We start from the raw sequence: 25,794 nt of genomic DNA, 5'->3' as shown, positions 1-25,794 counted from the left end.
TCCCCGTGAGAACGCAAAAAGGCGCACGATCCTCGGAGCAGCCCGAAAGATCGTACGCCTGAAAAAAACGATACGAATCCTTATGAAATCAGCTGCGCGCTCACGGGGTATTGCTTGGATCCCCTGTCAGTCGCGCACGAAAGTGTTTACACGAGTTCGAGAGTCTCCGCCATCTTCATTCCAATAGCTTGGTTCAGGTTTGGCTTTTTCATTTGGCGGTTCCTCCTTTTCTTAGTCTTACGGAATCGTAACACAATTTTCAAACAATTGTCAATTTGATTATTGATTAATTTAGAAATTTCTGATTTTGAATTTCCGATGTCCATTTTCGAGCACGATCATTCGTCCTCTTCCATCTTCACCTGCTCGATCGCCTCGGCAGCTAGCGAGTACGGAAATCCTTTCCGAACGAGCGCCTGCTTCGTTTTTTGTTCGCGTTCGAAAGCTTCTGCGTTCCGGTATTTCGAGTAATAGCGGCGTGCCTGATAGACCGCGGCGTCGAGCCCCTCGTCCTGGTCGACTTCCTCGAAGGCGATCCGAAGCGCCTCGGCCGACACTTCTTTCGTGAATCCGCGCTGCATGAGCGTTTGTTGGAGTTTTTGCGTCAGTTCCCGGACGGAACGGCGTTGCAGCTCCTTTTGTTTTTGCCGCAGGAACTTGAGCGCCTTCTCAAGTTCCTCATCGCTCGTGAACTGCCTGAGCGCCTCCTCGATCAGTGGCTTGGGTACTTCGAGCGCTTCGAGGTCGCGCCGGATACGTCCAGGTCCGTGCGGCGTCGTCGCCTTCTTCGTCGCGACGTATGCTGCCGCGAACTGTTCGTCATTCAAATATTTCTGTTCCGTCAGACGGTTGATCGCGTGCTCAACGGCCTCTTCCGGCATCTCCTTCTCAAGCAGATGTTTTCGTACTTCGCTCGTCGCCCGCATGCGGTACGAGAGATGATTCAAGGCGAGACGGTACGCTTTTTGCCGTTCTTCCGCCGTCAGCACTTCCTTGACGAAGTCATCATCCAACTCCCGGTCCCGCTGCAGATTGTATTTGATCAATATGTCAGCGTCGACAGCGAAGGCATACTCCTCTTTCCCGTCCCGTTCGACGTAGATGTTGAAACGCTCCGTGTTCTTCTTCTGGGTCGAGATGCGTGTGATCTTCACGTGATCCTCTCCTTCTGTCCTGTCTATATGTATATGAGGATACACTATCAACGCAGTAGCAGGAAGCGGGCACGTTTCAGGAGAAATGACTAAAGGGAACAATCAGGATAGAAAGTGTCCGGGTATCTGATTCCGCCCGGCGAAACATGCCATGAACGAAAATCCATCCTGAAAGGAAGTGGGAGGCTGACTCTCCATACGTGAGATCAGCCGTCATATATGAAAATCGCCATCACAGGGGGAACCGGCCTGATCGGTCGTGCCCTGACCGAAGCTTTACTGAAGGAAGGGCATCATGTCATTATCTTGACGCGCCATCCGCGAGCAGAACGCGGGGGCGTCACGTATGTCGAGTGGCTGACGGCCGACGCCGCGCCGGAACTCGAACTGAAGGACGTCGACGGTTTCATCCATCTCGCAGGCGCCTCGATCAATGAAGGTCGCTGGAACGATGGACGCAAGCAAAAAATCCTCAACAGCCGCATCACTGCGACAAGCGAACTCGTCCGTATCATCCAGACCCTCGAACATAAGCCGCAAGTCGTGCTGTCGGCGTCAGCCGTCGGTATCTACGGACACGATCGCCATCAAACGTTCACCGAGGACAGTCCGCTTCCGCCGACCGAGGATTTTCTCAGCCACGTCTGCGTCGAATGGGAAGCACTCGCGAAACCGATCGAAAAGGAAGGGGTTCGCCTCGTCCATCCTCGAATCGGCGTCGTCCTCAGCCAGGAAGGCGGCGCTTACCCGCTCATGCGGATGCCGTACCAGCTGTTTGCCGGTGGAACGCTCGGTGACGGCAAGCAGTGGGTTTCCTGGGTCCATATCGATGATCTCGTCCGTCTCTTCCTGTTCGCCCTCACCCACCCGGTCGAGGGACCACTCAATATAACGGCTCCGCATCCTGAAATCATGCGGAACTTCGGGAAGACTCTCGCCGAGGTCCTTCATCGTCCGCATCTGCTTCCTGCGCCGCGCATCGCCCTGCAGCTCGCGCTCGGTGAAAAAAGCGTCATCGTCCTCGAAGGCGCGCGGGTCGTTCCGAAAAAAGCGCTCGAAAACGGCTTCCATTTTCGGTATCCTGAATTAAAAGAAGCGTTGACGGCATTAGAGCGCAACAAGAACAGGGGTTGACCATGTGGATTTATTGATTCGAAACGCACATATCTATCCAATCACATCAGAGAGTTTCTTCGGTGACATCCGGATTCGTGACGGTATCATCGCGGAGATGGGTGAGCTGATCGATGCGATCGAAGGTGAGCGTGTCATCGAGGCGGAGGGACATTACCTGCTTCCTGGATTCATCGATGCCCATACCCACCTCGGTCTTTATGACGAAGGAACCGGTACGGTCGGAAACGACGCGAACGAGACGATCTTCGCGATGACGCCCCACCTCCGTGCGATCGACGGAGTCTATCCGCTCGACGAAGGATTCCGCGAAGCGATTCGCCATGGCATCACGACCGTCCAAGTCATGCCCGGCAGCATGAATATCATCGGCGGCGTGACGAGTGTCATCAAGACGAGCGGACGCTTCATCGATGATATGATCCTTCGAAAATACGCTGGCCTGAAAATCGCGCTCGGCGAGAATCCGAAACGCGTCCATAGCGCAGGACGTGCCGGCGAATTGACACGGATGGGGATCATGGGGATGCTGCGCGAGGCGTTCCTCGAAGTCGAGACGATGCCGCAGCCGCGGACGTTCGCTCACCGGATGATCAAACGGGTGCTGACACGCGAGATGCCGCTTCGGGTCCACGCGCACCGCGCAGACGACATCCTGTCAGCGATTCGCTTCGCGGAGGAGTTCAAGCTTGATCTGCGGATCGAACATTGTACGGAAGGTCACCTCGTCGCGCGCGAACTCGAGCGTCTGCCGATCGATCACGTAACGGTCGGACCGACCTTCACCCGAAAATCAAAGATCGAGTTGAAGAACAAGACGTGGGAGACGTACCGGATTTTACATGAGCACGGTCTGACGGTCTCGATCACGACCGATCATCCCTACACGCCTGTTCAGTATCTCAATCTTTGCGCCGGCCTGGCCGCCCGCGAAGGTCTTCCGGTCGACGCGGCACTTCGGGCCATCACGATCAATCCGGCGGAATCCCTCGGCGTCTCGGACCGGACCGGTTCGATCGAAGTCGGAAAGGACGCGGACCTCGTATTATGGAGCCATTTTCCATTAGATTATTTGGCAAAACCTTTCATGACGATGATCAACGGAGAGATCGTCTATGAGCATCCGCAGCTCACCTCTTGAGGGTGAAGAATAGGACTGTTTTCACGTAAGAACCCCTTGCTGCTGAAGGGGTTCTTTTTTCATTATTTTCATCGAAAATTATTTGCTTGCTTTTTTTGAAAAAGACGATAATATTTATCTTATCCGACAACTGAAGAAGGCATACCATGCGCGGTTCGATTGAGTCAGACAGGTAGCTTTCGACAATCTTCTTGCGGTCCTAAAAAGGAGGAGTGGAAGTATGCTCAAGCAACGGGAGCTGAGCGACTGCGCTGATTTGTTCGAACTGATGCAGCATCAAGACGTATATCCGTACGTCCGCCAAAAAACACGGTTCTTTGATGAATTTCTGTTTACTACAAAGCAGGCAATCGAAGCGGAGGAACGCGGTGAAATCGTATCGCGTACCATCCTTAATGAATTTGACCAACCTATTGGTACGATCAGTTTACTGGATGTCGAAGGACAATATGGGTTCCTCGGCACATGGCTCGGTAAACCGTATCACGGGAAAGGCTACAACAACCTCGCGAAAGAAGCGTTCTTCTCGGAATTGTTCTTCGAACTCGGATTCGAGAGCGTCTTCATGAAGATTCGCGAGACGAATGTCCGTTCACAGAAGGCGGCAGCTAAACTGCCCTACGCTTTTTGCGCGGATGAGCTCCGCCCTGCCCTGCTTGAGCAATTGAACACGGGCGAGACGAAGTTCACACTCTACGAAGTATCAAAATCGAGTTTCCAGATGTACATCCATGGACGCGAGCTCGAGACGATCTACGACCACCAACAACTCGAAGCATGAGAGGCTCCCGCCTTCTCATGCTTTTTTGTATTTCTCCTAGTGCGGGACGCAGAGCGCAAGTGGTATGATGAAGAGGAAGAGATATTGTGATTTTCCTAACATATAATCGATGGAATGGAGCGATCTACCATGGCTGATACTACATTCAATATTCTAGTCGTCGACGACGAGGCGCAGATGCGCGACTTGCTCGTCTCGAATCTCGAGAAGGAGAATTACACGACCATGACGGCGTCGAACGGGCAGGAGGCGATCGACCGACTGCAAAACGGCGATTTCCACCTCGTCCTGCTCGACGTCATGATGCCGGAGATGGACGGTTTGACTGCCTGCATGCGCATCCGCGAGTTCTCGAACGTACCGATCATCATGCTGACGGCCCGCTCCGACGAACTCGACCGGATCCACGGTTTGAAGATCGGGGCGGACGACTACATCACGAAACCGTTCAGCCCGCGCGAGCTGCTCGCCCGGATCGAAGCGACGCTGCGGCGCTCGCACCGGTTCACGGTCGATCAGGCAGCGACGATCAAAATCGGGAAGCTTGAGATCGACACGGAAAGCCGGACGGTCCACGTCAGCGGCAAACTCGTCAGTCTGACGCGTAAGGAGTTCGACCTCCTTCATTTATTCGTACAGCACAATGACAAAGTGTTCTCTCGCGAGCAGCTGCTCGACCAAATCTGGGGAGCGGATTACATCGGCAACCTGCGGACGGTCGACACGCACATCAAGACGCTTCGTTTGAAGCTCGGAGAGGCCGGCAATGCGATCCAGACCGTCTGGGGCATCGGCTATAAATTCGAGGAAGCATGATCAGGCGTTATACGATCCGTCGCAGGATCTGGATCACGATCTGGTTCACAAGCGTCTTCTCTGCCGTTCTGTTCGTCCTTTTGACATTCTATCTGTATGACCGTTTCTATCTCCAGACACAGGAGGACATCCTGCTCAACCGCGGCGAGAAGCTGATCAATATTTACGAGGCACAAGGGCTGTCCGGAGCATTCTACGACGGGATGACCTATACGAACGAGTTGACCGAGTCGCGTGTCTTCTATGTCAATTTCCTCGAAGAGAACCCGTCCGGTCTCCGTTTTTTGACGAATCGGGACGTCAACCAGCTCCGTAACGGGGAGACGATCGTCTCGAACCGAAAACATCCGATCGAAGGGACCGATATCCTGATGACCGGCTTCCCGATCATCGAGAAGAACCGGCTTGTCGGCACCTTGATACTCTATCTCGAGCTCGGCCGAATCAGCGAGCCGTTCAAGCCGCTCCGGCTGATGATTTTCTTCATGCTCGGTCTGATCGTTTTGAACCTCGTCATCTTCGGCCGCCAAATCATCGATACGATCATCCGGCCGTTGATCGACATGAAGAAGGCATCGAATGTTTATGCGCAAGGCGACTTCGACTACCGGATCCCGATCCAGTCGAACGACGAGATCGGCGAACTCGCCGAGACGCTCAACAAGATGGCAGAATCGCTCGGCGAGGTCGACGAGCAGCGTAAGGAGTTTCTCGCGAACGTCAGCCACGAATTGCGGACGCCGCTTTCTTATATTCGTGGCTACACCGAGATGATGCAGGATGACTCGCTCGATGATCAGACCCGCAGGCAGTATTATGAGATCATCGAGCGCGAGACTGAGCGTCTGCAACGTCTCGTCAATGACCTGCTCGATCTCGCCCAGCTCGAACGCGATTCCTATCCGATGACGAAGCAGCCTGTCGTCTTCAGCCAGGTGCTAGAAGATGTCGTCTACCGGATGGATCCGATCGCGAAGGCGAAAGGTGTCAGGCTCGGGACCGATTTCGATCCGGAACAAATCGTGCTTGGAGATCATGACCGGCTCGAACAAGTCATCGGCAACCTGCTCGATAATGCCCTCCGCTATACCGGGGAGGGCAAACAGATCCAGATCTCGACCCACACCGAGGATGGGACTGCCGTCTGCGTCGTCAGGGATCAGGGCGAAGGGATATCAAGCGAACATCTCGATCGCTTGACGAATCGCTTCTACCGTGTCGACAAGTCGCGGACGCGAAAGGACGGCGGGACCGGGCTCGGACTCGCCATCACCAAACACATCATCGACCGGCACGACGGTTCTCTCTCTTTCGAGTCGACCGTCGGCGAAGGTACGACCGTCACCATCCGGCTCCCTCTCCTTCCGGAAGACGAGGATGGTTTCGCTTGATCGGACGTCTGCGCAGGCGCGGACGTCTTCTTTTTTAGAGGAGGCACTACTTTGAACGAACTGATTCAATTATTTGAAGGCAGCGAAGGTTTCGCTGTCCTCGTCAGCCTGATTGCGAGCATCGTCGTCAGCACGCTCGCTTTACCGAGCGTCTTCATCACCGGGGCGAACCTCGCCTATTTCGGATTCGCCGACGGTCTGACGCTGTCTATCATCGGAGAAGCACTCGGTGCCATCGTAAGCTTCGTCCTATACCGAAAGGGTCTCTCGAAATGGACTCGGCGCCACCCGCTGAAGAACAGATGGCTGATCCGGCTTCAAAAGACGCAAGGATTCGAAGCGTTCTCGCTGATCCTGATCCTCCGCCTCTTCCCGTTCGTCCCGTCAGGACTCGTTACGTTGATCAGCGCAGGATCAAAGGTGAGCTTGCCGCTGTTCGCGGCAGCGAGTACGGTCGGCAAGATTCCGGCGCTCGTACTCGAAGCGTTCGCTGTTCAGGAGGCGCTGAAGATGTCTCCTGTCCTTCTCTCGCTGACTCTTTCCCTCTTGGTTGTCTTCTTTTACCTTTCGTGGAAAAAAAGTAATGCATAAGAAAACAGGTCATTAACCCTCAATAACTAGGGGTTCATGACCTGTTTTTTTAGAACTTCTTCTTTTTCTTCTTCTCGAGCACGACGATCGCCTCGACATGCGCCGTCTGCGGGAACATGTCATACGGCTGGATGTAGTTGACCTTGTAGCCAGCTTTCATCAAATGGTCGCAGTCTCGAGCGAGCGATTGCGGGTTGCACGAGACATAGACGATTTTCTTCGCCTTCGACGAAATCATCGCGTTCAGCAGTTGCGTGTCGCATCCTGAGCGCGGCGGGTCGACGATGAAGACGTCCGGAATCCAGCCTTCCTTCACCCAGCGCGGGATCCAGGCTTCCGCCTTCCCGACGACGTATTGGGCGTGTTTGAACCCGTAACGCGTCATGTGCGCGTTCGCGTCCTCGACCGCTTCCTCGATGATTTCCATCCCGCGGACTTCCTTCGCCCCTTCGGCGACCCAGAGACCGATCGAACCGACTCCCGCGTAAGCATCGACGACGCGTTCCTCGCCCGTCAGAGCCGCCGCTTCGACGACTTCGCGGTAAAGACGCTCCGTCTGCTCAGGATTCAACTGGAAGAAAGCACGCGGCGACAACTGATACGTGAACTCACCGAGCACTTCCTCGATTTTCTCCTCACCGCGGATCACTTCCGTCTCCTCACCAAACACGTGGCTCGTCATCTTATCGTTGATGTTGAGCGCGACCGAGACGACTCCCGGAATGTTCATGATGTCACGCGAAAGACCTTCGAGATTCTCGAATCCGTCTTTTCCTGCAACGAGGACGACTTGGATTTCTCCTGTCTTGATTCCGGTCCGGACGACGATGTTGCGCATGACGCCGGTTCCTTTCGCCGCGTTGTAGACAGGGACGTTGTAATCGTTCAAAAGGCGGGTGACCGCATTGTTGACGCGAAGCGTATCGGCATTTTGGACGATACAGTCCTCGATCGCAATCAGATTGTTTGAACTCGGTGCATACAACCCGCTGACGAGCTTGTCCTTCTCCATTCCGACGGCGAACTGGGACTTGTTCCGGTAATGCCATTCGCTCGTACCGATCGTCGGACGCAGGTCTGCCTTCTCGACGTTGAGTTTCGTCGATTTCGTGAAGGCATTCCTGATCATGTCCTGCTTGTAGCGAAGTTGTGCTTCATAGCTCATGTGTTGAAGCTGACATCCGCCACAGACGCTGTAGACCGGACAAGGCGGTGTCACACGATCCGGTGAGCTGTCGTCGCGCTTGACGACTTTAGCTGTCGCATAGTTGTTATGGACTTCCGTGATCTCGATTTTTGCCGTCTCCCCGACGAGCAGACCGGGAACGAAGACGATTTGCCGTTCGAGCGTCGCGATCCCTTCCCCGTTGATCCCCATGCGCAGAATTTTGACCGAGCGTACGTCGCCCACTTTCAATTTGATTTTAGTAGTCATATCGGTTCTCCTTTTTAAATGGGAAAAGGAAAAAGCGGTTCTTTTGCGACCGCTTCTTCAGTGTCCCTCATGTTCCTTGATATCTTTTGCGTAACGAAGCACTTTCACCTTCAGCTGATCGATTGATTCCGCGAGGCGTTCCAAGTCTTCGACATCCGACTCTTCGTCGAGTGATTCGATTGTATGGCATAAAAGCTGCACTCTCGATTTTAGCACATTCATCTGTCCAAGTTTGTCCATTCTTGCTTTTCCCATTATTCTGACTTCCTTTCACACGTGGATTCCGGATTGCTTTTCGCTTACTCTAGTATGGAATGACCATTTTAGGAGGAACTTTCATGATACATAGCTCCACCATCAATCCCCAAAACGACCCTTGGGAGGCTTATCTCGACGTCGAACAGTTCGGGGCCTCGAAGCTGACGAACATCGAGGTCACGACGACGAAGTTATGCAACATGCGCTGCGAGCATTGCGCGGTCGGGTTCATGCTCAGCACGACGGAATCGCCTGCCATCTCGGCTGACCAGCTGATTGAACGACTGGACGAGATCGAGCACTTACGCGCCTTCTCGATTACTGGCGGCGAACCGATGCTCTCGATGAAATCGGTCAAAGAATATGTCGTCCCTTTACTTAAGTATGCCCACGAGCGTGGCGCTAAAACCCAAATCAACTCGAATTTGACGCTCCCGCTCTCTCGTTATGAATTGATTCTCCCTTATCTTGACGTTCTTCACATCTCACACAACTGGGGTACGGCTGATGATTTCATCGACGGCGGATTCGCCATGATGGAGAGAAAACCTTCCCGCGAGGCGCGCCTTCGGCTATTCGAACAGATGAAGGAGAACACACGTGCATTGACGAGCCGTGGGGTCCTTGTTTCAGCCGAGACGATGCTCAACAGACGGACACTTCCCCATATCGAAGCAATCCACAAGGAAATCATCGAGATGGGCTGTTCAAGGCATGAGATTCACCCAATGTACCCCGCAGATTTTGGTTCGATGATCGAAGCGGCGAGCCTCGACGAGATCCGGTCAGGGATTCACCGTCTGCTCGATGTCCGCGATGAATCCGTCTGGATGTTGTTCGGGACACTCCCGTTCTATGCCTGCTCATCGAACGAGGAGGACCTCGTGCTCCACAGACGTTTGCGCGATGAACAGAATGTGACCGTACGCAATGACCCGGACGGCCGTTCGCGCCTCAACGTCAACATTTTCGACGGTGAGATCATCGTGACCGACTTCGGTGATGAACTCGGATCGCTCGGTTCGATCGCGGATACGTCATTCAACGAGGCATACGAGAAGTGGCGCTCGACGAAGTTGAATGCGAGCCTGTCCTGTCATTGCCCGGCCGTCAAATGTCTCGGTCCGAACGCACTCGTCAAGAATGCCTATTATGCGGACATCGATTTCTTGAAGCAATCAAGCCGCCTTTGACATGTTTATCCCCTTTGGATTCGGGAAGAGTTAGTAAACAGACACATTTTTGTCACATCTAACACGAGGGGGTTTTCCTATGACTTGGTTAATCGGAATCGGTGCCGTAATCGGTACCTTCAGTATGGTCCTCTTCTTCATGATGGCCGCAATCCGCTTCTCGCACAGAATCGAGCACGACGAGATGTTCGATCAGACAGAATGGGATGAGCATCTGCTCCACATGCCTCCCCCACCTCATCTCGAAGACATCAAGCATCACGCGAAATAATCAAGACAACTCAATCGTAACTCAGTACGGCCCGGAGACGCCCTTGCGTTTTCGGGCCGTGTTATGATGGAAGGAAAAAAGGAGTCAGTTGCTTTGAATCGTCGTTTCGCCCTTATACTATCGATCGTCTTCATCTCCGGATTTACGCAGGGGTTGCTCATACCGTTGCTTTCCGTACTGCTCGAACGCAGCGGCACCTCTACGTTTTTAAATGGGCTGAGCGCCGCCGTCCTCTACATCGGAGTCATCGTCGCAGCACCGCTCGTCGAGAGACCGCTCCGTAAGCACGGCTACGTGCCTGTCATCTCGTTCGGTCTCGCTCTCGTCGCCGTCTCACTGTTCGCCTTTCCGCTCCTCCCAAGCGTCATCGCCTGGATGGTGCTTCGCTTCCTCGTCGGGTTCGGTGACCAGACGCTTCATTACGGCTCACAAGTCTGGGTGACCGCGATCACGCCGAGGGAGCGGCTCGGCCGGACGATGTCGTTGTACGGGATGGCTTTCGGACTCGGCTTCGCCCTCGGTCCGCTCGCCGCTCCACTCGTCGACGTCGCGCGCCCTCTCCCATTCGTCCTGTCGGGTGTCTTGACGATCATCGTCTTCCTGCTGATCCGCCGGACGAAGAACGAACATCCTTCAAGCGTCATGCCGGAAGAATTGAACTCAGCGGCGAGCCGCTACCGTCTCGTCCTTGCGAGCGCCTGGTTCACGCTCTTGCCGGGCTTCACATACGGTTTCCTCGAAGCGACGCTGAACGCGAGTTTCCCTGTGTTCGCTACGCGAAACGGTTATGGGCTTTCTGAAACGACGACGCTCATCACGACTTTCGTCGTCAGTTCTCTTCTGATGCAACTGCCGCTCGGCAGGCTCGCCGACCGGTATGGCAAGCGAAAGACGCTCATCACGGTTCTTTTCATCGGCTCGGTCGCTTTCGCCGCCGCCTGCTTCTTCTATATGAACTTCGGTGCCCTCTTCCTCATCTTCGCAGTCAGCGGGATGGCGCTCGGATCGACCTATTCGCTCGGCGTCGCCTACATGAGTGAACAGTTGCCGGCCCATTTGCTTCCGACCGGCAATCTGCTTGCCGGAATCGCGTTCAGCCTTGGCTCGATCACCGGACCGCTCGCCGGCAGCCTCTGGCTGACACTGCCGCCATCTTTCTATTTCACGCTGTTCGTCCTTGTCCTCTCGACACTCAGCTATCTGCTCTTCCGGGCGAGAAAGTCAGAACCAGCCAGTCAATTCGAGGAGTCAGAAGCTTCCTGAATTCCGAGACACAAAAAAGGATGACACGCGTCCCGCGTCATCCTTTTTTTCATTTTACGATTCCTTCGTTGCGAAAGCTATGCCATATCTTATCGTCGAGGACGTACGGATCCTCCTTCGCCTTCTTGAGTTCATCATTCTCAAGCAAAATGACCACTTCTTGGCCGTTGATCGACCACACGGAATCATATCCGCGATCGGCCCGTACGATTTCGACCGCGACCTCACCATACGTCTCTTTCAATTGCTGGCTGACGCAACCGACGACGAATCGCGCATATTCGTCGCGCGGGCGTCTTGCCGCGATGATCTTTCGAACGACCTCATTGCGTTCCATTCCCCTCATCTCCTTCTGCTTCAGTCATCGTCCCCGTCCCATAGACCTTGCGACCGTACACAAAAAGCCGATTCACGATCGGCTTCAACACGAAAAGAACAGCGAATAGAATTAGTTACATTATTTTCCCACGTTTCTAAAATACAGTCAACCGCGCTTTTGGAACCATGTCGGCAAGTAGGTCGATGCAAGAATACCGGCTACTACGAACAGAAGACCGATCAGTGCCTGAGGCGGGATGGTCTCGTTCAGTATCAACGCAGAAAGCGTCACCCCGTAAATCGGGACGAAGAACATGAAGAGTGAGACACGGCCGACCGGATTGTATTTCATGAGCAGATTCCAGAGAGTAAAGCCGGTCGCAGACAAAAAGGCAAGATAAAGGAGCATCGAACCGGTCGCCGCGTCGAAAGTGAACGGGAATGATGACCGGTCAAGAACGGCACCTGCGACGAACAGCCCGAGCGAGCCGAACACCATTGCCCAGCCCGTCATCGGTGCTACCGGGTAGGTCGCAGAGTATTCCTTTGCGACAAGATTCGCGAATGCTCCGGATACCATCGCCCCGATCAGCAGCAGCTCACCTGCACCGAAATCAATCCCTGCGTCACCTTTTGGCCAGTTGGCGAAGATGACGCCTGTGAACCCGAGAAAAAGGGCAATCCCTTTGAACCGGTTCAGCTTGTCATTCTCGTATCGGAAATGCGCGAGTAACATCTGGAAGAACGAAGTCGATCCCGCGATGATTGATCCTTGCACCCCCGTAGAAAGTGACAATCCGATGTAGAACAGGACGTATTGAAGGAATGTCAAATAGAGGCCGAGGCGATTATATTGAAGAATTCGCCCTTTCACAGTAATTGACTGTCTGAAGATCACGACGCTCGCAATCAGCAGAAGGACACCGGCGAGAAAGAAGCGATAGCTCGCGAACAGCAGTTGCTCTCCGTACTCGGATGAATCGATTTCAAGAAGCATGTAGCTCTTCTTGATGAAGGGGAATGCACTCCCCCATAAAAAGGTGGTGAACAGCGCGGTCAGAACCATGCTGAATCGAGCGGTGAACCATTTCTCCATTTCTAAAAACCCTTCCCTTTTCCTTTTTACAAGGACGTGATATAGTATTCTTACAGATAATAATAATTATAATCTAGTAAAAATGAAACTCATTATCATTTGCTCTTTTTCAACGTTTTATCAGCGCCCCATTTTCTCAACATAATGAGTTCCATTCTCAATTAGAAAGTGAAAGGAGTTTTCTCCATGACGACAGAAACAGCTGACGGACGCTCTACCTTGCGCTATGCCTGGGATGAGCATCACGAATTGATTTTAGCATTGTTCAGCGGATTATTGATTCTACTTGCCTACATCTTCGAAAAGACGGGTGCCCTGCCACTAGTTTTCGTCACATTATACTTAGCCGCATACGGAATCGGAGGATATGCGAAGGCGAAGGAAGGTTTGACGGAAACGTTCAAAGAGAAGAAATTGAACGTCGAACTGCTGATGATCCTTGCAGCGATCGGCGCTGCGAGCATCGGGTACTGGATGGAAGGTGCCGTCTTGATCTTCATCTTCGCTCTCTCCGGAGCACTCGAGACGTATACTATGAGCAAAAATGAACGAGCCCTCCATAGTCTGATGTCACTCCAGCCGGAAGAAGCTACACGAATGAACGCTGACGGTAAGCTCGAGGTCGTTCCGATCGAACAGCTCGAGGTCGGAAACATCGTCTACGTCCGTCCGGGCGAACGGATTCCGGTCGACGGGGTCATCCTGCGCGGTGAAGCCGCAATCGAGGAAGCTTCGATCACCGGCGAATCGGTCCCGGTCGAAAAGCGTGTCGGTGACACGGTCTACAACTCGACAGTCAACATGAACGGTGTTTTGACGATTGAAATGACGAAGGCGGCAAGCGAGTCGCTCTTCCAAAAAATCATCCACATGGTCCAGAACGCACAAAGCGAACAATCTCCTGCCGCCCAGTTCATCGAGCGATTCGAGAGCAACTACGTCAAGGTCGTCCTCGCGACGGTCGCAGTCATGATGTTCCTGCCTCATTATCTTTTCGACTGGTCGTTCGAGACGAGCATCTATCGTGCGATGATTTTGCTCGTCGTCGCCTCCCCGTGTGCTCTCGTCGCGTCAATCACGCCGGCCGCGCTCTCAGCCATCGCTGCAGCCGCGCGCTACGGCGTCCTCTTCAAAGGTGGTGCTCACCTCGAGATGCTCGGACAAGTCGATACGATCGTCTTCGACAAGACCGGCACATTGACGACAGGAAAACCGGTCGTCCATGAGAGTTACTTCGCGGAAGGAATCGATGAACTTGGCGTCCGCCGAGCCGTCGCTTCAATCGAGTCGCAATCGAAACACCCGCTCGCTCAAGCGATCGTCCAGTTTTTGAAAGTCGAAGCGGCTCCACCGTCCCAGTTCAAGGACATCGCCGGTTTCGGGATCGAAGCAGTCGTCGAGGGTGTGACATACCGCGTCGGCAAGTATTCCTTCCACGAAGGTGTGACCGATCCTTTCATTCACTTGGAGCAACAGCTCAAGGAAAGTGGCCATACGATGGTCTATGTCAGCAACGGCACCTCGATCATCGCCATGTTCGCTCTCCGCGACACGATCCGTCCCGAGGCGAAGGCGGCAATCTCGTCGCTGAATGCACTCGGTATCCGGACCGTCATGCTGACGGGTGACAACCCTGTGACGGCAGCCGCAATCGCAGAGGAAGCCGGTCTGTCCGACTTCGTCGCAGAATGCCTTCCGGAAGACAAGGTCAATCACATCCGCCGCTTCAAACAGAACAAGGAGACGGTCGCCATGATTGGTGACGGCATCAACGATACGCCCGCACTCGCACTCGCGGACGTCGGCGTCGCGATGGGCGAAGGAACGGACGCGGCACTCGAGACGGCGGATGTCGTCCTGATGAAGAATGACCTCGGTCGTCTCTCTTATGCCGTCAAGAAAGCCCGCAAGATGAACCGGATCGTCAAACAGAACATCACGCTTGCGATCGGCGTCATCCTGCTCTTGATCATCTCGAACTTCTCTCAATTCCTGATCATGCCGTTCGCTGTCGTCGGACACGAGGGATCGACCATCCTCGTCATCCTGAACGGACTCCGGCTGTTGACGAACAAGACGCAAACACAAGCAAAAGAACAAACGGCCGCTCAAAGAGCCGCCGCTTGAATGACTTCCTCTTGCAAATGGTGAGACGGCTAATGGCCGCCTCACCATTTTTTTCTGATTCGATGCGCCACCGATATCTAACCAGTGCTCTCTTTCAAGACCGTCAGCCGTACGTATTGATCGGAATTGAATCGAGCTCCTCCTGTTCCTTGAGACGCTTCTCTTCCATCTTCTTCGGATCCGGACGCTTCATGAAGCGATCCCACGCCGCGTTGATTTCTGATCCGAGCAAGATGATGATACCTGTCAGATAGAGCCAGAGCAACACGACGACGACACTCCCGAGAGACCCGTATGTCTTGTTATAGTTTCCGAAGTTCGAGACGTAGAAACCGAACCCGACCGAGACGAGCTGCCAGACGACGACGGCGAAGATTGCGCCCGGAATCGTCTCCTTGATCGTGATCGGCCGTTTTGGCGCCATCTTATAGAACAGCGACAGGATGCCGATCAGGAGGACCGTCGAAATCGCGTAACGTAGGACGGTGAGCAACACTTTCTGCCCCATGTCGATCGGTATGACGAAGCTTGCGATGTAGCTGATGATCGGTCCGCCGAACACGTTCAGGACGACGAGCAAGAGCATTCCAATCCCGAGCAGGATCGTCAGCACGAAGGCGATGCCGCGGGCAGCGACGAATCCACGCGGTGTAAAGTCACCATATGCATGGTTCGCCGTCGTGATCAGACGGGAAACACCGCTCGACGCCGACCAGATCGCGAGAATCGCACCGACAGACAGCAGTCCGCCTTGCGGCTCCTTGATCGCCTGGAAGATGACTTCCGTGAACGTGTTGACCGATCCGCCTGGAGCGAGGTCCGACAGCTGTTTCTCGAGCGTCTTCTGATTGATATTGAAGAAGGACAAAACCGAGATGACGAAGATGATACCCGGGAAGATAGACAAGAACCAGTAATAAGCGAGCGTTCCCGCATAATCTGAGATGTTGTGATCAGACATGCGTTCCTTCAAGTTGAGCGCGAGCCCTTTCCAATCGCGTTTATGCGCCATACACTTCTCTCCTATTCAAAAGGGGAAGGTGCTTTACCCTCCCCCGTAGTCACTGTTCTATTTTTACCCGTTTCTTTTTCAATAAAACATTAGTTTTCTTCGAGACGCAAGCCGTGGAATCGTTCGTTTCCTTCGGCCAGCCTCTTCGCAAGGCTCATCGGGCGTACCGGATAGGACAATAAATCCTCGCGCGCAATCCAGACCGGCGTATATCCGCTCATTCCGTCGACGAATTCCTCACCTGTCCCAGTACCGAACTCTCCGCCTGTCGCCTTCGCCCAGAAGTAAGGGTTCAAGTGATCATTGAAGACGACTTCCGCGGCGAGCCCTTCAAGCTCGACGTGAAGACCGAGTTCTTCCCATGCTTCTCGGATGGCCGTCTCCTCGAGCGTCGCTCCGTCCTCACGTCCCCCACCCGGAAAGACGTAGTAGACCGTGTCTTTCTTTTCCCGTTTGATCAGTGCTACTTCATCCTGCCCATTGATCAGGATGATGGCACTCCGCTGAATCGCCATCGCTTTATACCTCCATTTAAAAACACCGACGGAAGTCGGTGTTCATGATTAACCGTTGATCGTTTCGAGCATTTCAGGAACGAGTCCGTTCTCGCTCGAAGCGATGACCTGTCCTGCGACCTTCATGCCGAGCTCGAGAGCCTGTTCAGGTGTCTTGCCGTGCGACAGTTCCGACAGAACGGCCGAGAAGAATGAATCCCCGGCTCCGGTTGAATCGACGACCTTGACCTTCTTCGTTCCGACATGACCTGAAGTCGCATTCCGCCGGTCGACGTAGACGGCTCCAAGTTCGCTCATCGTCACGACCGTGAACGGCGCACCTTTTTTCGCCAGTTCGTTCGCGACGTGAATCGCGTCCTCGACCGTGACGATCGAGAGGTCGGACAGAATCTCCGCCTCCTCTCGGCTGCAGATGAAGCCCGTGAATCCTTGCAGCAAGTGGCGGTTGCGCTCGATGACACTTAAATGTCCGCAAACGCCATATAGCGGAAGGTCCATCTTCCGGCAAAGGTGGATCATCCGTTCGAGCACGGTGACCGAGAGATCGAGATCGATCGCAACAGCCCCTACCCCGTCGAGCGCATAGTCCGACTGGCGTAGAATTGCCTCTTCGAGCAATTTCTCGTCCGGTTGCTTCGAGATGGATGTCTGCAGATCTCCCTCGTTGTCCATGACCGCAAGCCACATTCCCATCCCGTTGTCCTCGAGCATTTCGACATGATCGACGTTTGCTCCGTAGGACTTCAATTCCTCAAGAACACCGACGCCAATCTGGTCGTTCGTAACCGTCGAGATAAAACGAACATCATTTCCGAGCACAGCCAGATTCTGAGCGACGTTACGCCCTGTCCCGCCGTTTGAGAACGTGATGTCCCCGACGTTTTTTGCATCTTTATGGAGGGGCGCGAACGAGGTCCCTTTTATGTCGACGAATACTTTACCGATTACTGCAAGTTTATTCATGATCAGTTCCACCTTAGAAATAATATCGTTGACCGCTCTTCGCCTGAGCGTTTTCAGGCACATTGCCTTCATTATAGTAGACTTTTCAAGGGGTGACAACTGACGCAGGCGAACGAAAAGCGCCTCTTTTTTCAAAGAAGCGCTTTCTTTCAGAAACCGGCGATGCTCAGGCTGAGTGCGAGCAACAATCCGAAAATCGTATTCACTTTTCCTGTCTGTGCCATGCCAGGCATCAGCTCCTGCGGCGGCAGGTCCTTCCAGAAGAGACGGACTGCTTTGATCATGAGCGGGATGCTGACGACAGCAAGCAGCGCGTAGTACGAGACTCCGAAGACGAACACCGCGATGAGCAGCGTCACGATGGCTGCGATGAAGAAGGCTGCAAGAACGTACACTGCATTACGGTGACCGACGAGGCATGCGATCGTCTTCCGCCCGTTCACCTTGTCATTATCAAGGTCACGGATATTGTTCGCAAGAAGAATCGATCCGATCAGAATGGCGACCGGCACAGAAATCGCCTTCGCCTCCGTCGGGACGTAGCCGATCTGAAGATAAGCTGAGATCGCGATGATCACATACCCCATGAAGAAACCGGCGACGACTTCACCGAACGGCGTATAGGCAATCGGAAACGGTCCTCCCGTGTAGACATAGCCGACGAACATCGAGATGCCTCCGACGAGCAGCAACCACCAGGTCGTCTCAAGACAGATATAGAGACCGAGCAGCGCTGCGATACCATAGAGAGAGAGTGCGAACGCGAGAATCGTCCCCGGCCGGAAGCCATCCCGGACGATCGAGCCCCCGATACCGACAGACTCCTCCGTATCAAGCCCTCTTTTGTAGTCATAGTACTCATTAAACAAGTTCGTCGCGATTTGAATCAGCATCGAGGCGATCAACATCGCAAGGAAAAGATCGAATCGCAAATGTTCCACGCGCGGCGCGACGACGGCCGTGCCGACGACGACAGGTACGAAACTCGCCGTCAGCGTGTGCGGACGCGTCATGCGCCAATAGGCGGATGTCATTTTAGTCATATAGTAAGCCCCTTTCCGTCTTAGTTTATCGGGTTTCGAATTTTACTGTCAATGCTTGACGGGTGACAGCTTATTCCTTCATTTTTATAGGTAAAAAGTTTACACTTAAAATAAGTGAAACACATCACAGTACATTCAGACGAGGGGGCAATGAGCGGTATGCCATACGCTCAGCAAGAGCTTAAACAAAGAATCGAACAAGCAGTCCTGTCTGCGAATGCCTACAGACGCCCTGTCATCGCTTCCTACTCATGGGAAGTCGAGACGGCGCCACCATTTTTGAGCGGACAAGAAGAACGCTTCTACTTCGCTGACCGGGAGCGTACGATGCGGGCAATCGGCTTTGGCATCGCCCATCGCTTGACCGCGAAAGGTCCCGACCGCTTCCAGCGCATCCAGACGAAATGGACCGCACTGAAACGGGAAGCGCTCGGTGAGGACTTGTTTGCCTTCACAGGGTTCTCGTTCAGCGAGATGAAGGCGGTCGATTATCGCTGGACTTCTTTTGACGAGGCGACGATGTTCATCCCGAAATACTTATACAGGGAACAAAAGGGGAAGAAGACGATGACGGCAAACGCATTCGTCCTGCCTGAAGAAAGCGCTGATCAGGTGCTGACCCGCCTCTCAGCTGAACATGCCGAGACGATGAATGGTCGTCCGGCAGCAGCGGCACCACTGACGATCCATCTGCTTCGCGATGGAAACGAGGCTTTTGAAGCCGCCTTCAGTCAAGCTGCTCAGCTTCTTCAATCGACACTTCAGAAAATCGTGCTCGCACGCGAGGTCGTCTATGAGCTTTCTGCTACACCTGACTTCCCTGCGTTGCTGCACGAAATCGAGCGAAGTCAGCCGGGAAGCTATATTTTCCTCTTCCAGCCGAATGCAGGAGAAGCCTTCATCGGCGCGACGCCGGAGCGTTTGGTCAAGAAGGAGGGACAACACGTCGAAACTGCTGCCGTCGCCGGATCAGCAAGACGCGGAACAGATGCTGAGGCCGATGACGTCATCGGCCAGAGTCTGCTCGATGACGGGAAGAACCTGTTCGAGCACCGGATCGTCGTCGATTCAATCAAGACGACGCTCTCGGATATGACGACATTGCTCGACGTCCCTGCTGAGCCGGTCCTCCTGAAGAATCGTCACATCCAGCATCTTCATACGCCGATTACCGGCCTGCTGAAGACAGATCAGACACTGTTCCATGTGATTGGGAATCTTCATCCGACTCCTGCACTCGGCGGAGAACCGAAACTTGCAGCCATGGAAGCCATTCGAGAGCTCGAAGGTTTCGAACGCGGCTGGTACGGATCGCCGGTCGGATGGATCGACCAGAGCGATGACGGGGAATTCATCGTAGCAATCCGCTCCGCCCTTATCACTGAAAAGTCTGCCGTCCTCTATGCAGGATGTGGACTCGTCCCGGATTCCGTCTATGAGGAGGAGCTCGCTGAGACGGAGACGAAACTCTCGCCGATGCTTTCCGCCATGAATGCGCTCTGCGTCGAGGAAAAGGATGATGTATATGTTGACTGAATGGACGCACACGCTTGTTGATACGCTTGTCGCGAAAGGAGTCCGGGATTTCGTGATCAGTCCCGGATCCCGTTCGACGCCGCTGGCTATCTCGGCGCTGCTTCACCCGCACAGCCGTACCCATGTCCTCGTGGACGAACGGTCGGCTAGTTTTTTTGCGCTCGGCTTGACGCGCGTCGAAGAATCGATCCGCCCTGTCGCACTGATTTGTACGAGCGGCACGGCAGCGACGAACTACTTCTCTGCAATCGCCGAAGCGCGTATTTTCGAGCTTCCTCTGATCATCTTGACGGCAGACCGCCCGCATGAGCTTCGCGGCGTCGGTGCGCCTCAAGCAATCGATCAAGTCAATCTTTACGGGAGACACGTCAAGGAATCGTTCGACCTCCCTCTCCCTGATCAGCAATCGCTTGATTACGCCGCCCATGCAGCCACGCGGTCCGTTCTGTTGTCCATTGCGGAGCCGGCAGGTCCCGTCCACATAAACGTTCCGCTTCGGGAGCCACTCGTCCCGGAACTCGAGCGTCTTCGCACGGGCCGAGCACTCGGGGAGATCGCAAGGCAAAATACAGCCGCGCCTTCGGAAGAACTCATCGCCGCTCTCGAAGCAGAACGACTATTGCTCGTGATCGGTCCTCAACTGTCTCTTGAAGAGAGCGAGGCAATCATCGCCTATGCGGAGCGATCGGGTGTCCCGGTCCTTGCCGACCCGCTCAGTCAGGGACGCCGCGTCGCGAGCCACGTCGTCTGCAGCGCCTATGATACATGGCTGAAGCATGAAGAGACAGCTTCCAGACTTCGTCCTGAGCGTATCATCCGTTTCGGTGCGATGCCGACCTCCAAACCTTACTTGATCTTCTCGAAATCGGTCCCGACGACCGTCATCGGTCACCCGGCAAACTGGCGCGACCCGCTCCTCCAAGATTTCATCACCGGTCATGCGCTCTCACTGCTGAACCTCGAGTCTACTGCTCATGATCCGACGTATTTGCAACAGGTCAAGCAGGCAGAGAGAACGGCGAGAGCCGTCCTAGACTCCGTCGACCGAAAGCAGCTGACCGAATTCAATGTCGTGCGGACAGTGACGGACAAGAACGCCGTCGCATTCGTATCGAACAGCATGCCGATCCGGGATCTCGATACATTCCTTCAAGCGCCTTCCCCGCTTCGCGTCATCGCGAACCGGGGGGCGAACGGGATCGATGGCATCGTTTCGAGCGCTCTCGGTGCTACGTTCGGCCAGGAGCACGCCTACCTCCTCGTCGGTGATCTCGCCTTCGTCCACGATATAAACGGTCTGATGGCCGCCAAGGAGCAGAAACTGACGATTCTGCTGATCAACAATGATGGGGGCGGCATCTTCAGCTTTCTGCCACAGAGCACACTTGAACACGATGTCTATGAGGCGCTCTTCGGGACTCCCCAGTCTCTCGATTTCGCTTCTCTCGCAGCCGGATACGGTATCTCATACACTCACGCCGCTACGATCGACGAACTCGAATCGATCATCGAGACGCCTGCCGAGCAGAGCCGTATCATCGAGGTACGAACGAACCGCGAAGAGAACGTCAACGTCCATCGCAAAATCTGGGAACAGACGAACCGTGCGCTTGATGAGCTATGGACATGATTCTTCGCGGAGTGCGTTATCATATCGAGGTCGCAGGAAGCGGCCCTCCCCTGTTGCTATTGCACGGGTTCACCGGAACGCACGCGACCTGGCGTCGTCAGCTTGAACGCCTTTCAGAATCCTTTACCGTCTACGCCCCTGACCTGCTCGGACACGGACATACAGACACACCGGCCGTAAATCGCATGCGCATGACCGAACAGGTCAAGGACATGGAAGAGCTGCTGGCGATCCGTCCCGAACGATGGCTGGTCGTCGGTTATTCGATGGGCGGCCGGATTGCTCTGACACTGTCCTGCTCACGTCGCGTCCTGCATACGGTCGCCGTCAGCTCGACGCCTGGAATCATGAGTGCCGCAGAACGGAAAGCGCGCCGTCTAAAGGACCTGCAACTGGCGAATGAGCTGAGAGAAGAGGGACTCGCGCGATTCATCGAACGATGGGAACGCATCCCGCTGTTCGCCTCGCATGAAACGCTCCCCCGCGAAACGCGGCAGGCGCTCCGCGCAGAACGGATGTCACACCAAGCAGAAGGTCTCGCGCGCTCTTTGCTCGCGATCGGAACGGGCAGCATGCCTCCGCTCAAGAACCTTCCAGTCGGTCGCATCAGCTGGGTCGTCGGGGAGGATGACAGCAAGTTTCGGACGATCGCAACCGGAATATCTTCGGAGGTTCATATAATTTCCGGCGCCGGGCATGCACCACATGTCGACCAGCCCGAAAAGTTTGATACAATGATAGAGCAACTGCTACTAACTCATATGGGGGAATCTAGATGACATACGCACCAGAATGGACAGCCGTCCGTAACTACGAAGACATCAAGTACGAAAAATGGAACGGGATCGCCAAAATCACGATCAACCGCCCGGAAGTACGGAACGCGTTCCGTCCGCTTACGGTCAACGAATTGATCGACGCATTCTCACGTGCACGGGATGACCAGGAAGTCGGCGTCATCGTACTTACAGGGGAAGGCGACCAGGCATTCTGCTCAGGCGGAGACCAAAAGGTACGCGGTCACGGCGGATATGTAGGGGAAGACGAGATTCCACGTCTGAACGTCCTCGATCTCCAACGCCTGATTCGCGTCATCCCTAAACCGGTCATCGCGATGGTCGCTGGTTATGCGATCGGCGGCGGTCACGTGCTCCACCTCGTCTGTGATTTGACGATTGCAGCGGACAACGCACGCTTTGGACAAACGGGTCCTAAAGTCGGTTCGTTCGATGCAGGATACGGCTCAGGCTATCTCGCACGCATCGTAGGTCATAAGAAGGCGCGCGAAATCTGGTACCTCTGCCGTCAGTATGACGCGCAGCAGGCACTCGACATGGGACTCGTCAACACGGTCGTCCCGCTTGCAGACCTCGAACAGGAGACGATCCAGTGGTGTGCAGAGATCCTGCAACATTCACCGACTGCCCTCCGCTTCCTGAAGGCAGCCTTCAACGCTGATTCAGACGGTCTTGCAGGTCTTCAACAACTAGCAGGCGATGCGACGCTTCTCTACTACACGACGGATGAAGCAAAAGAAGGACGCGATGCGTTCAAAGAAAAACGCCAGCCTGACTTCGGTCAGTTCCCGCGTTTCCCATAATACCCGTCTTTCGAAAAAGGTTCATGGCTTCGGCTGTTGAACCTTTTTCGCATCATTTTCCTCAAAGGGGGACACGTTATGTATCCTTGGCTATACACAAGGGCGAAAGAGCAGCCGAAAGACACTGCCCTCATCACGTCGGAAGCCCGACTGACGTGGAGCGAACTGTTCGACAGAGCGAGCGAGATGGCGAGCGCATGGACGGAGTATGTCCAAAAAGGTGATCGTATCGCCCTGTACGGACCATCGTCCATCGACTACATCGTCGCCATCCACGCAGCTCAACTTCTCCAAGTGATCCTCGTGCCGATCAACACCCGGTTGACGCAACATGAGATCGGCGAACAGTTGAGGCAGGCGAAGGTCCGGCTCGTCGTCACGAACCGGGCGATCAGTCCGATCATCCCGACGCTTCCTTTCACTGCCCGTTCTCACGGAACAAAATTGATCGTCCGCCAGATGCCGAAGCAGTCCGTCCAGTCGATGCTGTTCACGAGCGGAACGACCGGGCGGCCGAAAATCGTCGAACAGACGATGATGAATCATTTTTCAAGTGCGATGAATGCAGCCCGTCATCTCGGCGTTGGACCTGATGATGTCTGGCTCGCCGTCACACCGCTCTTCCATATGAGCGGACTTGCCATCGTCTATCGATCGGTCATTTACGGAGTGCCACTCGTTCTCGAACCGCACTTCTCACCGTCGAGCGCAAACAAGTGGATCGAACAGGAGAACGTCACCCATGTCTCGCTCGTCGCAATCATGCTTGAGCGGATGCTCGACGCCGGATTGAGACGCCACCGCTTGCGCGTCGTCCTGACAGGCGGCGGCCCTGTCCCGCTCCCGATTTTGAAGCGGGCGATCGATGCACAGATCCCTGTCCTCCAGACGTATGGAATGACAGAAACCGCCTCTCAAGTCGCGACGCTCCTCCCAAAAGACGCGCTTCGCAAAATCGGATCGTCCGGTCAGGCGATCTCACCGACTGATATTCGGGTCAACAGTGACCTGGAGATTGAAGTAAAGGGGCCGACAGTCATGCGAGGCTATTTCGAAAATGAGGAAGCGACGCGTAAAGCCTTCACTTCAGACGGCTTCCTGCGGACCGGAGATATCGGTCGCCTCGATGAGGAAGGATTTCTCTATGTGCTTGACCGACGGAGTGACTTGATCATCTCAGGCGGAGAGAACATCTATCCGGCAGAGGTCGAATCCGCCCTCCTGTCTGTCGCTGGTGTCATCGAAGCCGGCGTCGTCGGAAGAGCCGACAACAAGTGGGGACAGGTTCCTGTCGCCTTCGTGATCAGCGGTCTCGAGGAGACCGAGATTCGCGAGGAGGTGTCGCGTCTTCTCGCCAAGTACAAATGCCCGGTCGACTACTATTTCCGTGACAGCCTCCCCCGCAATGCGAACGGTAAGCTGATGCGACACCTGCTGAAGGAACAAGTCGAATGATCATGTTGCGCTCAGCGGAACTGTTCCTTGTTCGTCTCCGCTTCAAACAACCGATGAAAACGGCGCTGTCGGCAATGACAGAGCGCGAAACGACGATCCTCCGTCTGACCGATACGGAAGGATTCGTCGGCTATGGAGAAGGAGCGGCCTTTTCGACGCCCTGGTATACACCGGAGACGCAGGACTCAATCCGCAGCATTTCTCCCCATCTCTATGCCCTGCTCAAGGACGCTCCGATCGTACGTCCTGCTGACGCCACAGAGCGCCTCGCCCCCGTCCGGGGAAACCAGATGGCGAAAGCGATGTTCGACGGGGCACTTCACGAACTTTTCGCCTTGCGAAACAATATGACGCTTGCAGAATCGCTCGGCGGGAATCCGGATTGCGTCATCGCCTGCGGCAAAGCGATTGGCCGGATGAGCATCGAACGGACGACGGAAGCCGTCGCCGCAGCTCTCGAAGACGGCTTCACCCGCATCAAGTTGAAGCTCGGGAAGGAAGACGCCCTGCCCGTCCTTGAGTCGGTCCGTACCTCTTTTCCGGACGCTCCGCTCATGTTCGATGCTAACGGCAATTTCCGCGAATCTGATATCCCGTTTCTGCTCTCGCTCGATCCGTATCGTCTTCAGATGATCGAGCAGCCGTTCGACCGTGATGACTGGATGCTCTCGGCGCATCTTGCCTCTCGCATCGAGACGCCGATCTGCCTGGACGAGTCGATCGAGACGCCCGGTGACGCCCTGCTCATGACACGTCTTCGCGCCGGTTCGATCCTTAACATCAAGCCGGCACGGGTCGGCGGACTCTCGAACGCTCTTGCGATGCGCAAGCTCGCCCCGTCCTGGCTCGGCGGCATGTTCGACAGCGGAATCGGGCGCAGACAGACGCTAGCGCTCGCGACATTATCGTCGGACTATCCGATTGACTTCGCCGGGACCGACGCCTATTTCGAGCTCGATCTACTCGAAGCGCCATACACTCTGACAGGTGGTTCGATCCGCTACTCGTCTCCTTCCGTCTCGGAAGAGGCCTTGCGATTTTTGACATATGAATACAACATGCTTTGACAAA

25 protein-coding genes are annotated in these 25,794 nt (G+C 54.7%); 16 read left to right on the top strand and 9 right to left on the bottom strand.

All coding sequences use genetic code 11. From position 1 onward, the window contains the following. Window positions 1-338: 338 nt before the first annotated feature. On the bottom strand, window positions 339-1,154 hold the full coding sequence (locus DFG60_RS05670; protein ID WP_114570767.1) for a RecX family transcriptional regulator: 816 nt from the start codon (window positions 1,152-1,154) through the stop codon (window positions 339-341). 219 nt (window positions 1,155-1,373) lie between these two features. Between DFG60_RS05670 and DFG60_RS05665 the strand changes: the two genes are divergently transcribed. From DFG60_RS05665 to DFG60_RS05640, 6 genes are all read left to right on the top strand, one after another. After that, window positions 1,374-2,288 carry a TIGR01777 family oxidoreductase gene (locus DFG60_RS05665; protein ID WP_114570766.1) on the top strand — a complete coding sequence of 305 codons (915 nt, stop codon included), beginning with the start codon at window positions 1,374-1,376 and terminating at the stop codon, window positions 2,286-2,288. A 4-nt stretch (window positions 2,289-2,292) separates the two neighbouring features. Continuing rightward, window positions 2,293-3,429 carry an amidohydrolase gene (locus DFG60_RS05660; protein WP_114570765.1) on the top strand — a complete coding sequence of 379 codons (1,137 nt, stop codon included), beginning with the start codon at window positions 2,293-2,295 and terminating at the stop codon, window positions 3,427-3,429. Between the two features lie 220 nt (window positions 3,430-3,649). After that, window positions 3,650-4,210, top strand: coding sequence for a GNAT family N-acetyltransferase (locus DFG60_RS05655; RefSeq protein ID WP_114570764.1), 561 nt, complete (start codon window positions 3,650-3,652; stop codon window positions 4,208-4,210). Window positions 4,211-4,339: 129 nt separating this feature from the next. Continuing rightward, window positions 4,340-5,026: a response regulator transcription factor gene (locus tag DFG60_RS05650; protein WP_114570763.1), complete on the top strand. Its 687-nt coding sequence runs from the start codon at window positions 4,340-4,342 to the stop codon at window positions 5,024-5,026. Continuing rightward, complete coding sequence (locus DFG60_RS05645) at window positions 5,023-6,417, top strand: sensor histidine kinase (RefSeq protein ID WP_114570762.1); 1,395 nt, start codon at window positions 5,023-5,025, stop codon at window positions 6,415-6,417. Before DFG60_RS05650 ends, DFG60_RS05645 begins: the two co-directional genes overlap by 4 nt. A gap of 51 nt (window positions 6,418-6,468) precedes the next feature. Beyond that, window positions 6,469-7,008, top strand: coding sequence for a TVP38/TMEM64 family protein (locus DFG60_RS05640; RefSeq protein WP_114570761.1), 540 nt, complete (start codon window positions 6,469-6,471; stop codon window positions 7,006-7,008). Window positions 7,009-7,057: 49 nt separating this feature from the next. Here the strand turns inward: DFG60_RS05640 and rlmD are convergent, their stop codons facing one another. Both rlmD and DFG60_RS05630 read right to left on the bottom strand, forming a co-directional pair. Then, on the bottom strand, window positions 7,058-8,443 hold the full coding sequence (gene rlmD, locus DFG60_RS05635; RefSeq protein ID WP_114570760.1) for a 23S rRNA (uracil(1939)-C(5))-methyltransferase RlmD: 1,386 nt from the start codon (window positions 8,441-8,443) through the stop codon (window positions 7,058-7,060). A 57-nt stretch (window positions 8,444-8,500) separates the two neighbouring features. Beyond that, window positions 8,501-8,698: an SE1561 family protein gene (locus DFG60_RS05630; RefSeq protein ID WP_114570759.1), complete on the bottom strand. Its 198-nt coding sequence runs from the start codon at window positions 8,696-8,698 to the stop codon at window positions 8,501-8,503. An 83-nt stretch (window positions 8,699-8,781) separates the two neighbouring features. Here DFG60_RS05630 and yfkAB point away from each other — a divergent pair, with 83 nt between their 5' ends. From yfkAB to DFG60_RS05615, 3 genes are all read left to right on the top strand, one after another. Next, window positions 8,782-9,894, top strand: coding sequence for a radical SAM/CxCxxxxC motif protein YfkAB (gene yfkAB / locus DFG60_RS05625; protein WP_114570758.1), 1,113 nt, complete (start codon window positions 8,782-8,784; stop codon window positions 9,892-9,894). A 79-nt stretch (window positions 9,895-9,973) separates the two neighbouring features. Next, window positions 9,974-10,165, top strand: a complete 192-nt coding sequence (locus tag DFG60_RS05620; RefSeq protein ID WP_114570757.1) for a hypothetical protein — start codon at window positions 9,974-9,976, stop codon at window positions 10,163-10,165. Between the two features lie 93 nt (window positions 10,166-10,258). Then, the gene (locus tag DFG60_RS05615) at window positions 10,259-11,428 is read left to right on the top strand and encodes an MFS transporter (protein WP_232818637.1); all 1,170 of its coding nucleotides are present in this window, start codon (window positions 10,259-10,261) and stop codon (window positions 11,426-11,428) included. Window positions 11,429-11,477: 49 nt separating this feature from the next. On the opposite strand, the gene DFG60_RS05610 is transcribed toward DFG60_RS05615, so the two are convergent. Both DFG60_RS05610 and DFG60_RS05605 read right to left on the bottom strand, forming a co-directional pair. Then, complete coding sequence (locus DFG60_RS05610; protein ID WP_114570755.1) at window positions 11,478-11,765, bottom strand: hypothetical protein; 288 nt, start codon at window positions 11,763-11,765, stop codon at window positions 11,478-11,480. A 147-nt stretch (window positions 11,766-11,912) separates the two neighbouring features. Continuing rightward, window positions 11,913-12,842, bottom strand: coding sequence for a DMT family transporter (locus DFG60_RS05605; protein WP_114570754.1), 930 nt, complete (start codon window positions 12,840-12,842; stop codon window positions 11,913-11,915). A gap of 186 nt (window positions 12,843-13,028) precedes the next feature. Here DFG60_RS05605 and DFG60_RS05600 point away from each other — a divergent pair, with 186 nt between their 5' ends. Beyond that, a complete protein-coding gene (locus DFG60_RS05600) occupies window positions 13,029-14,969 on the top strand; it encodes a heavy metal translocating P-type ATPase (protein ID WP_114570753.1) in 1,941 nt (646 codons plus the stop codon). Between the two features lie 103 nt (window positions 14,970-15,072). Here the strand turns inward: DFG60_RS05600 and DFG60_RS05595 are convergent, their stop codons facing one another. The 4 genes from DFG60_RS05595 to DFG60_RS05580 all read right to left on the bottom strand — a co-directional run bounded on the left by DFG60_RS05595 (window position 15,073) and on the right by DFG60_RS05580 (window position 18,502). Further along, window positions 15,073-15,981 (bottom strand): YihY/virulence factor BrkB family protein, encoded by a 909-nt coding sequence (locus DFG60_RS05595; protein ID WP_114570752.1) that lies wholly within the window; start codon window positions 15,979-15,981, stop codon window positions 15,073-15,075. An 89-nt stretch (window positions 15,982-16,070) separates the two neighbouring features. After that, the gene (locus DFG60_RS05590; RefSeq protein WP_114570751.1) at window positions 16,071-16,496 is read right to left on the bottom strand and encodes an NUDIX domain-containing protein; all 426 of its coding nucleotides are present in this window, start codon (window positions 16,494-16,496) and stop codon (window positions 16,071-16,073) included. A gap of 48 nt (window positions 16,497-16,544) precedes the next feature. Then, window positions 16,545-17,459 carry a PfkB family carbohydrate kinase gene (locus tag DFG60_RS05585; protein ID WP_114570750.1) on the bottom strand — a complete coding sequence of 305 codons (915 nt, stop codon included), beginning with the start codon at window positions 17,457-17,459 and terminating at the stop codon, window positions 16,545-16,547. Window positions 17,460-17,608: 149 nt separating this feature from the next. Beyond that, the gene (locus DFG60_RS05580; RefSeq protein ID WP_114570749.1) at window positions 17,609-18,502 is read right to left on the bottom strand and encodes a 1,4-dihydroxy-2-naphthoate polyprenyltransferase; all 894 of its coding nucleotides are present in this window, start codon (window positions 18,500-18,502) and stop codon (window positions 17,609-17,611) included. A gap of 159 nt (window positions 18,503-18,661) precedes the next feature. Between DFG60_RS05580 and DFG60_RS05570 the strand changes: the two genes are divergently transcribed. The 6 genes from DFG60_RS05570 (at window position 18,662) to menC (ending at window position 25,790) form a co-directional block, all read left to right on the top strand. Then, window positions 18,662-20,038 carry an isochorismate synthase gene (locus tag DFG60_RS05570; protein ID WP_114570747.1) on the top strand — a complete coding sequence of 459 codons (1,377 nt, stop codon included), beginning with the start codon at window positions 18,662-18,664 and terminating at the stop codon, window positions 20,036-20,038. After that, on the top strand, window positions 20,028-21,668 hold the full coding sequence (menD, locus tag DFG60_RS05565) for a 2-succinyl-5-enolpyruvyl-6-hydroxy-3-cyclohexene-1-carboxylic-acid synthase (protein ID WP_114570746.1): 1,641 nt from the start codon (window positions 20,028-20,030) through the stop codon (window positions 21,666-21,668). Before DFG60_RS05570 ends, menD begins: the two co-directional genes overlap by 11 nt. Beyond that, the gene (menH, locus tag DFG60_RS05560; RefSeq protein WP_114570745.1) at window positions 21,665-22,447 is read left to right on the top strand and encodes a 2-succinyl-6-hydroxy-2,4-cyclohexadiene-1-carboxylate synthase; all 783 of its coding nucleotides are present in this window, start codon (window positions 21,665-21,667) and stop codon (window positions 22,445-22,447) included. Before menD ends, menH begins: the two co-directional genes overlap by 4 nt. Then, a complete protein-coding gene (menB, locus tag DFG60_RS05555) occupies window positions 22,444-23,268 on the top strand; it encodes a 1,4-dihydroxy-2-naphthoyl-CoA synthase (protein WP_114570744.1) in 825 nt (274 codons plus the stop codon). The genes menH and menB overlap by 4 nt, the downstream gene beginning before the upstream one ends. Window positions 23,269-23,346: 78 nt before the next feature. Next, window positions 23,347-24,723: an o-succinylbenzoate--CoA ligase gene (gene menE, locus DFG60_RS05550; RefSeq protein WP_114570743.1), complete on the top strand. Its 1,377-nt coding sequence runs from the start codon at window positions 23,347-23,349 to the stop codon at window positions 24,721-24,723. Further along, a complete protein-coding gene (gene menC / locus DFG60_RS05545) occupies window positions 24,720-25,790 on the top strand; it encodes an o-succinylbenzoate synthase (protein WP_114570742.1) in 1,071 nt (356 codons plus the stop codon). Before menE ends, menC begins: the two co-directional genes overlap by 4 nt. Window positions 25,791-25,794 lie beyond the last annotated feature (4 nt).

The organism is Exiguobacterium flavidum, from assembly GCF_003344535.1.
GTDB classification, from domain to species: domain Bacteria; phylum Bacillota; class Bacilli; order Exiguobacteriales; family Exiguobacteriaceae; genus Exiguobacterium_A; species Exiguobacterium_A flavidum.
The sequence above is the reverse complement of the archived record's forward strand: the minus strand, read 5'-3'. Positions and strand labels throughout refer to the sequence as shown.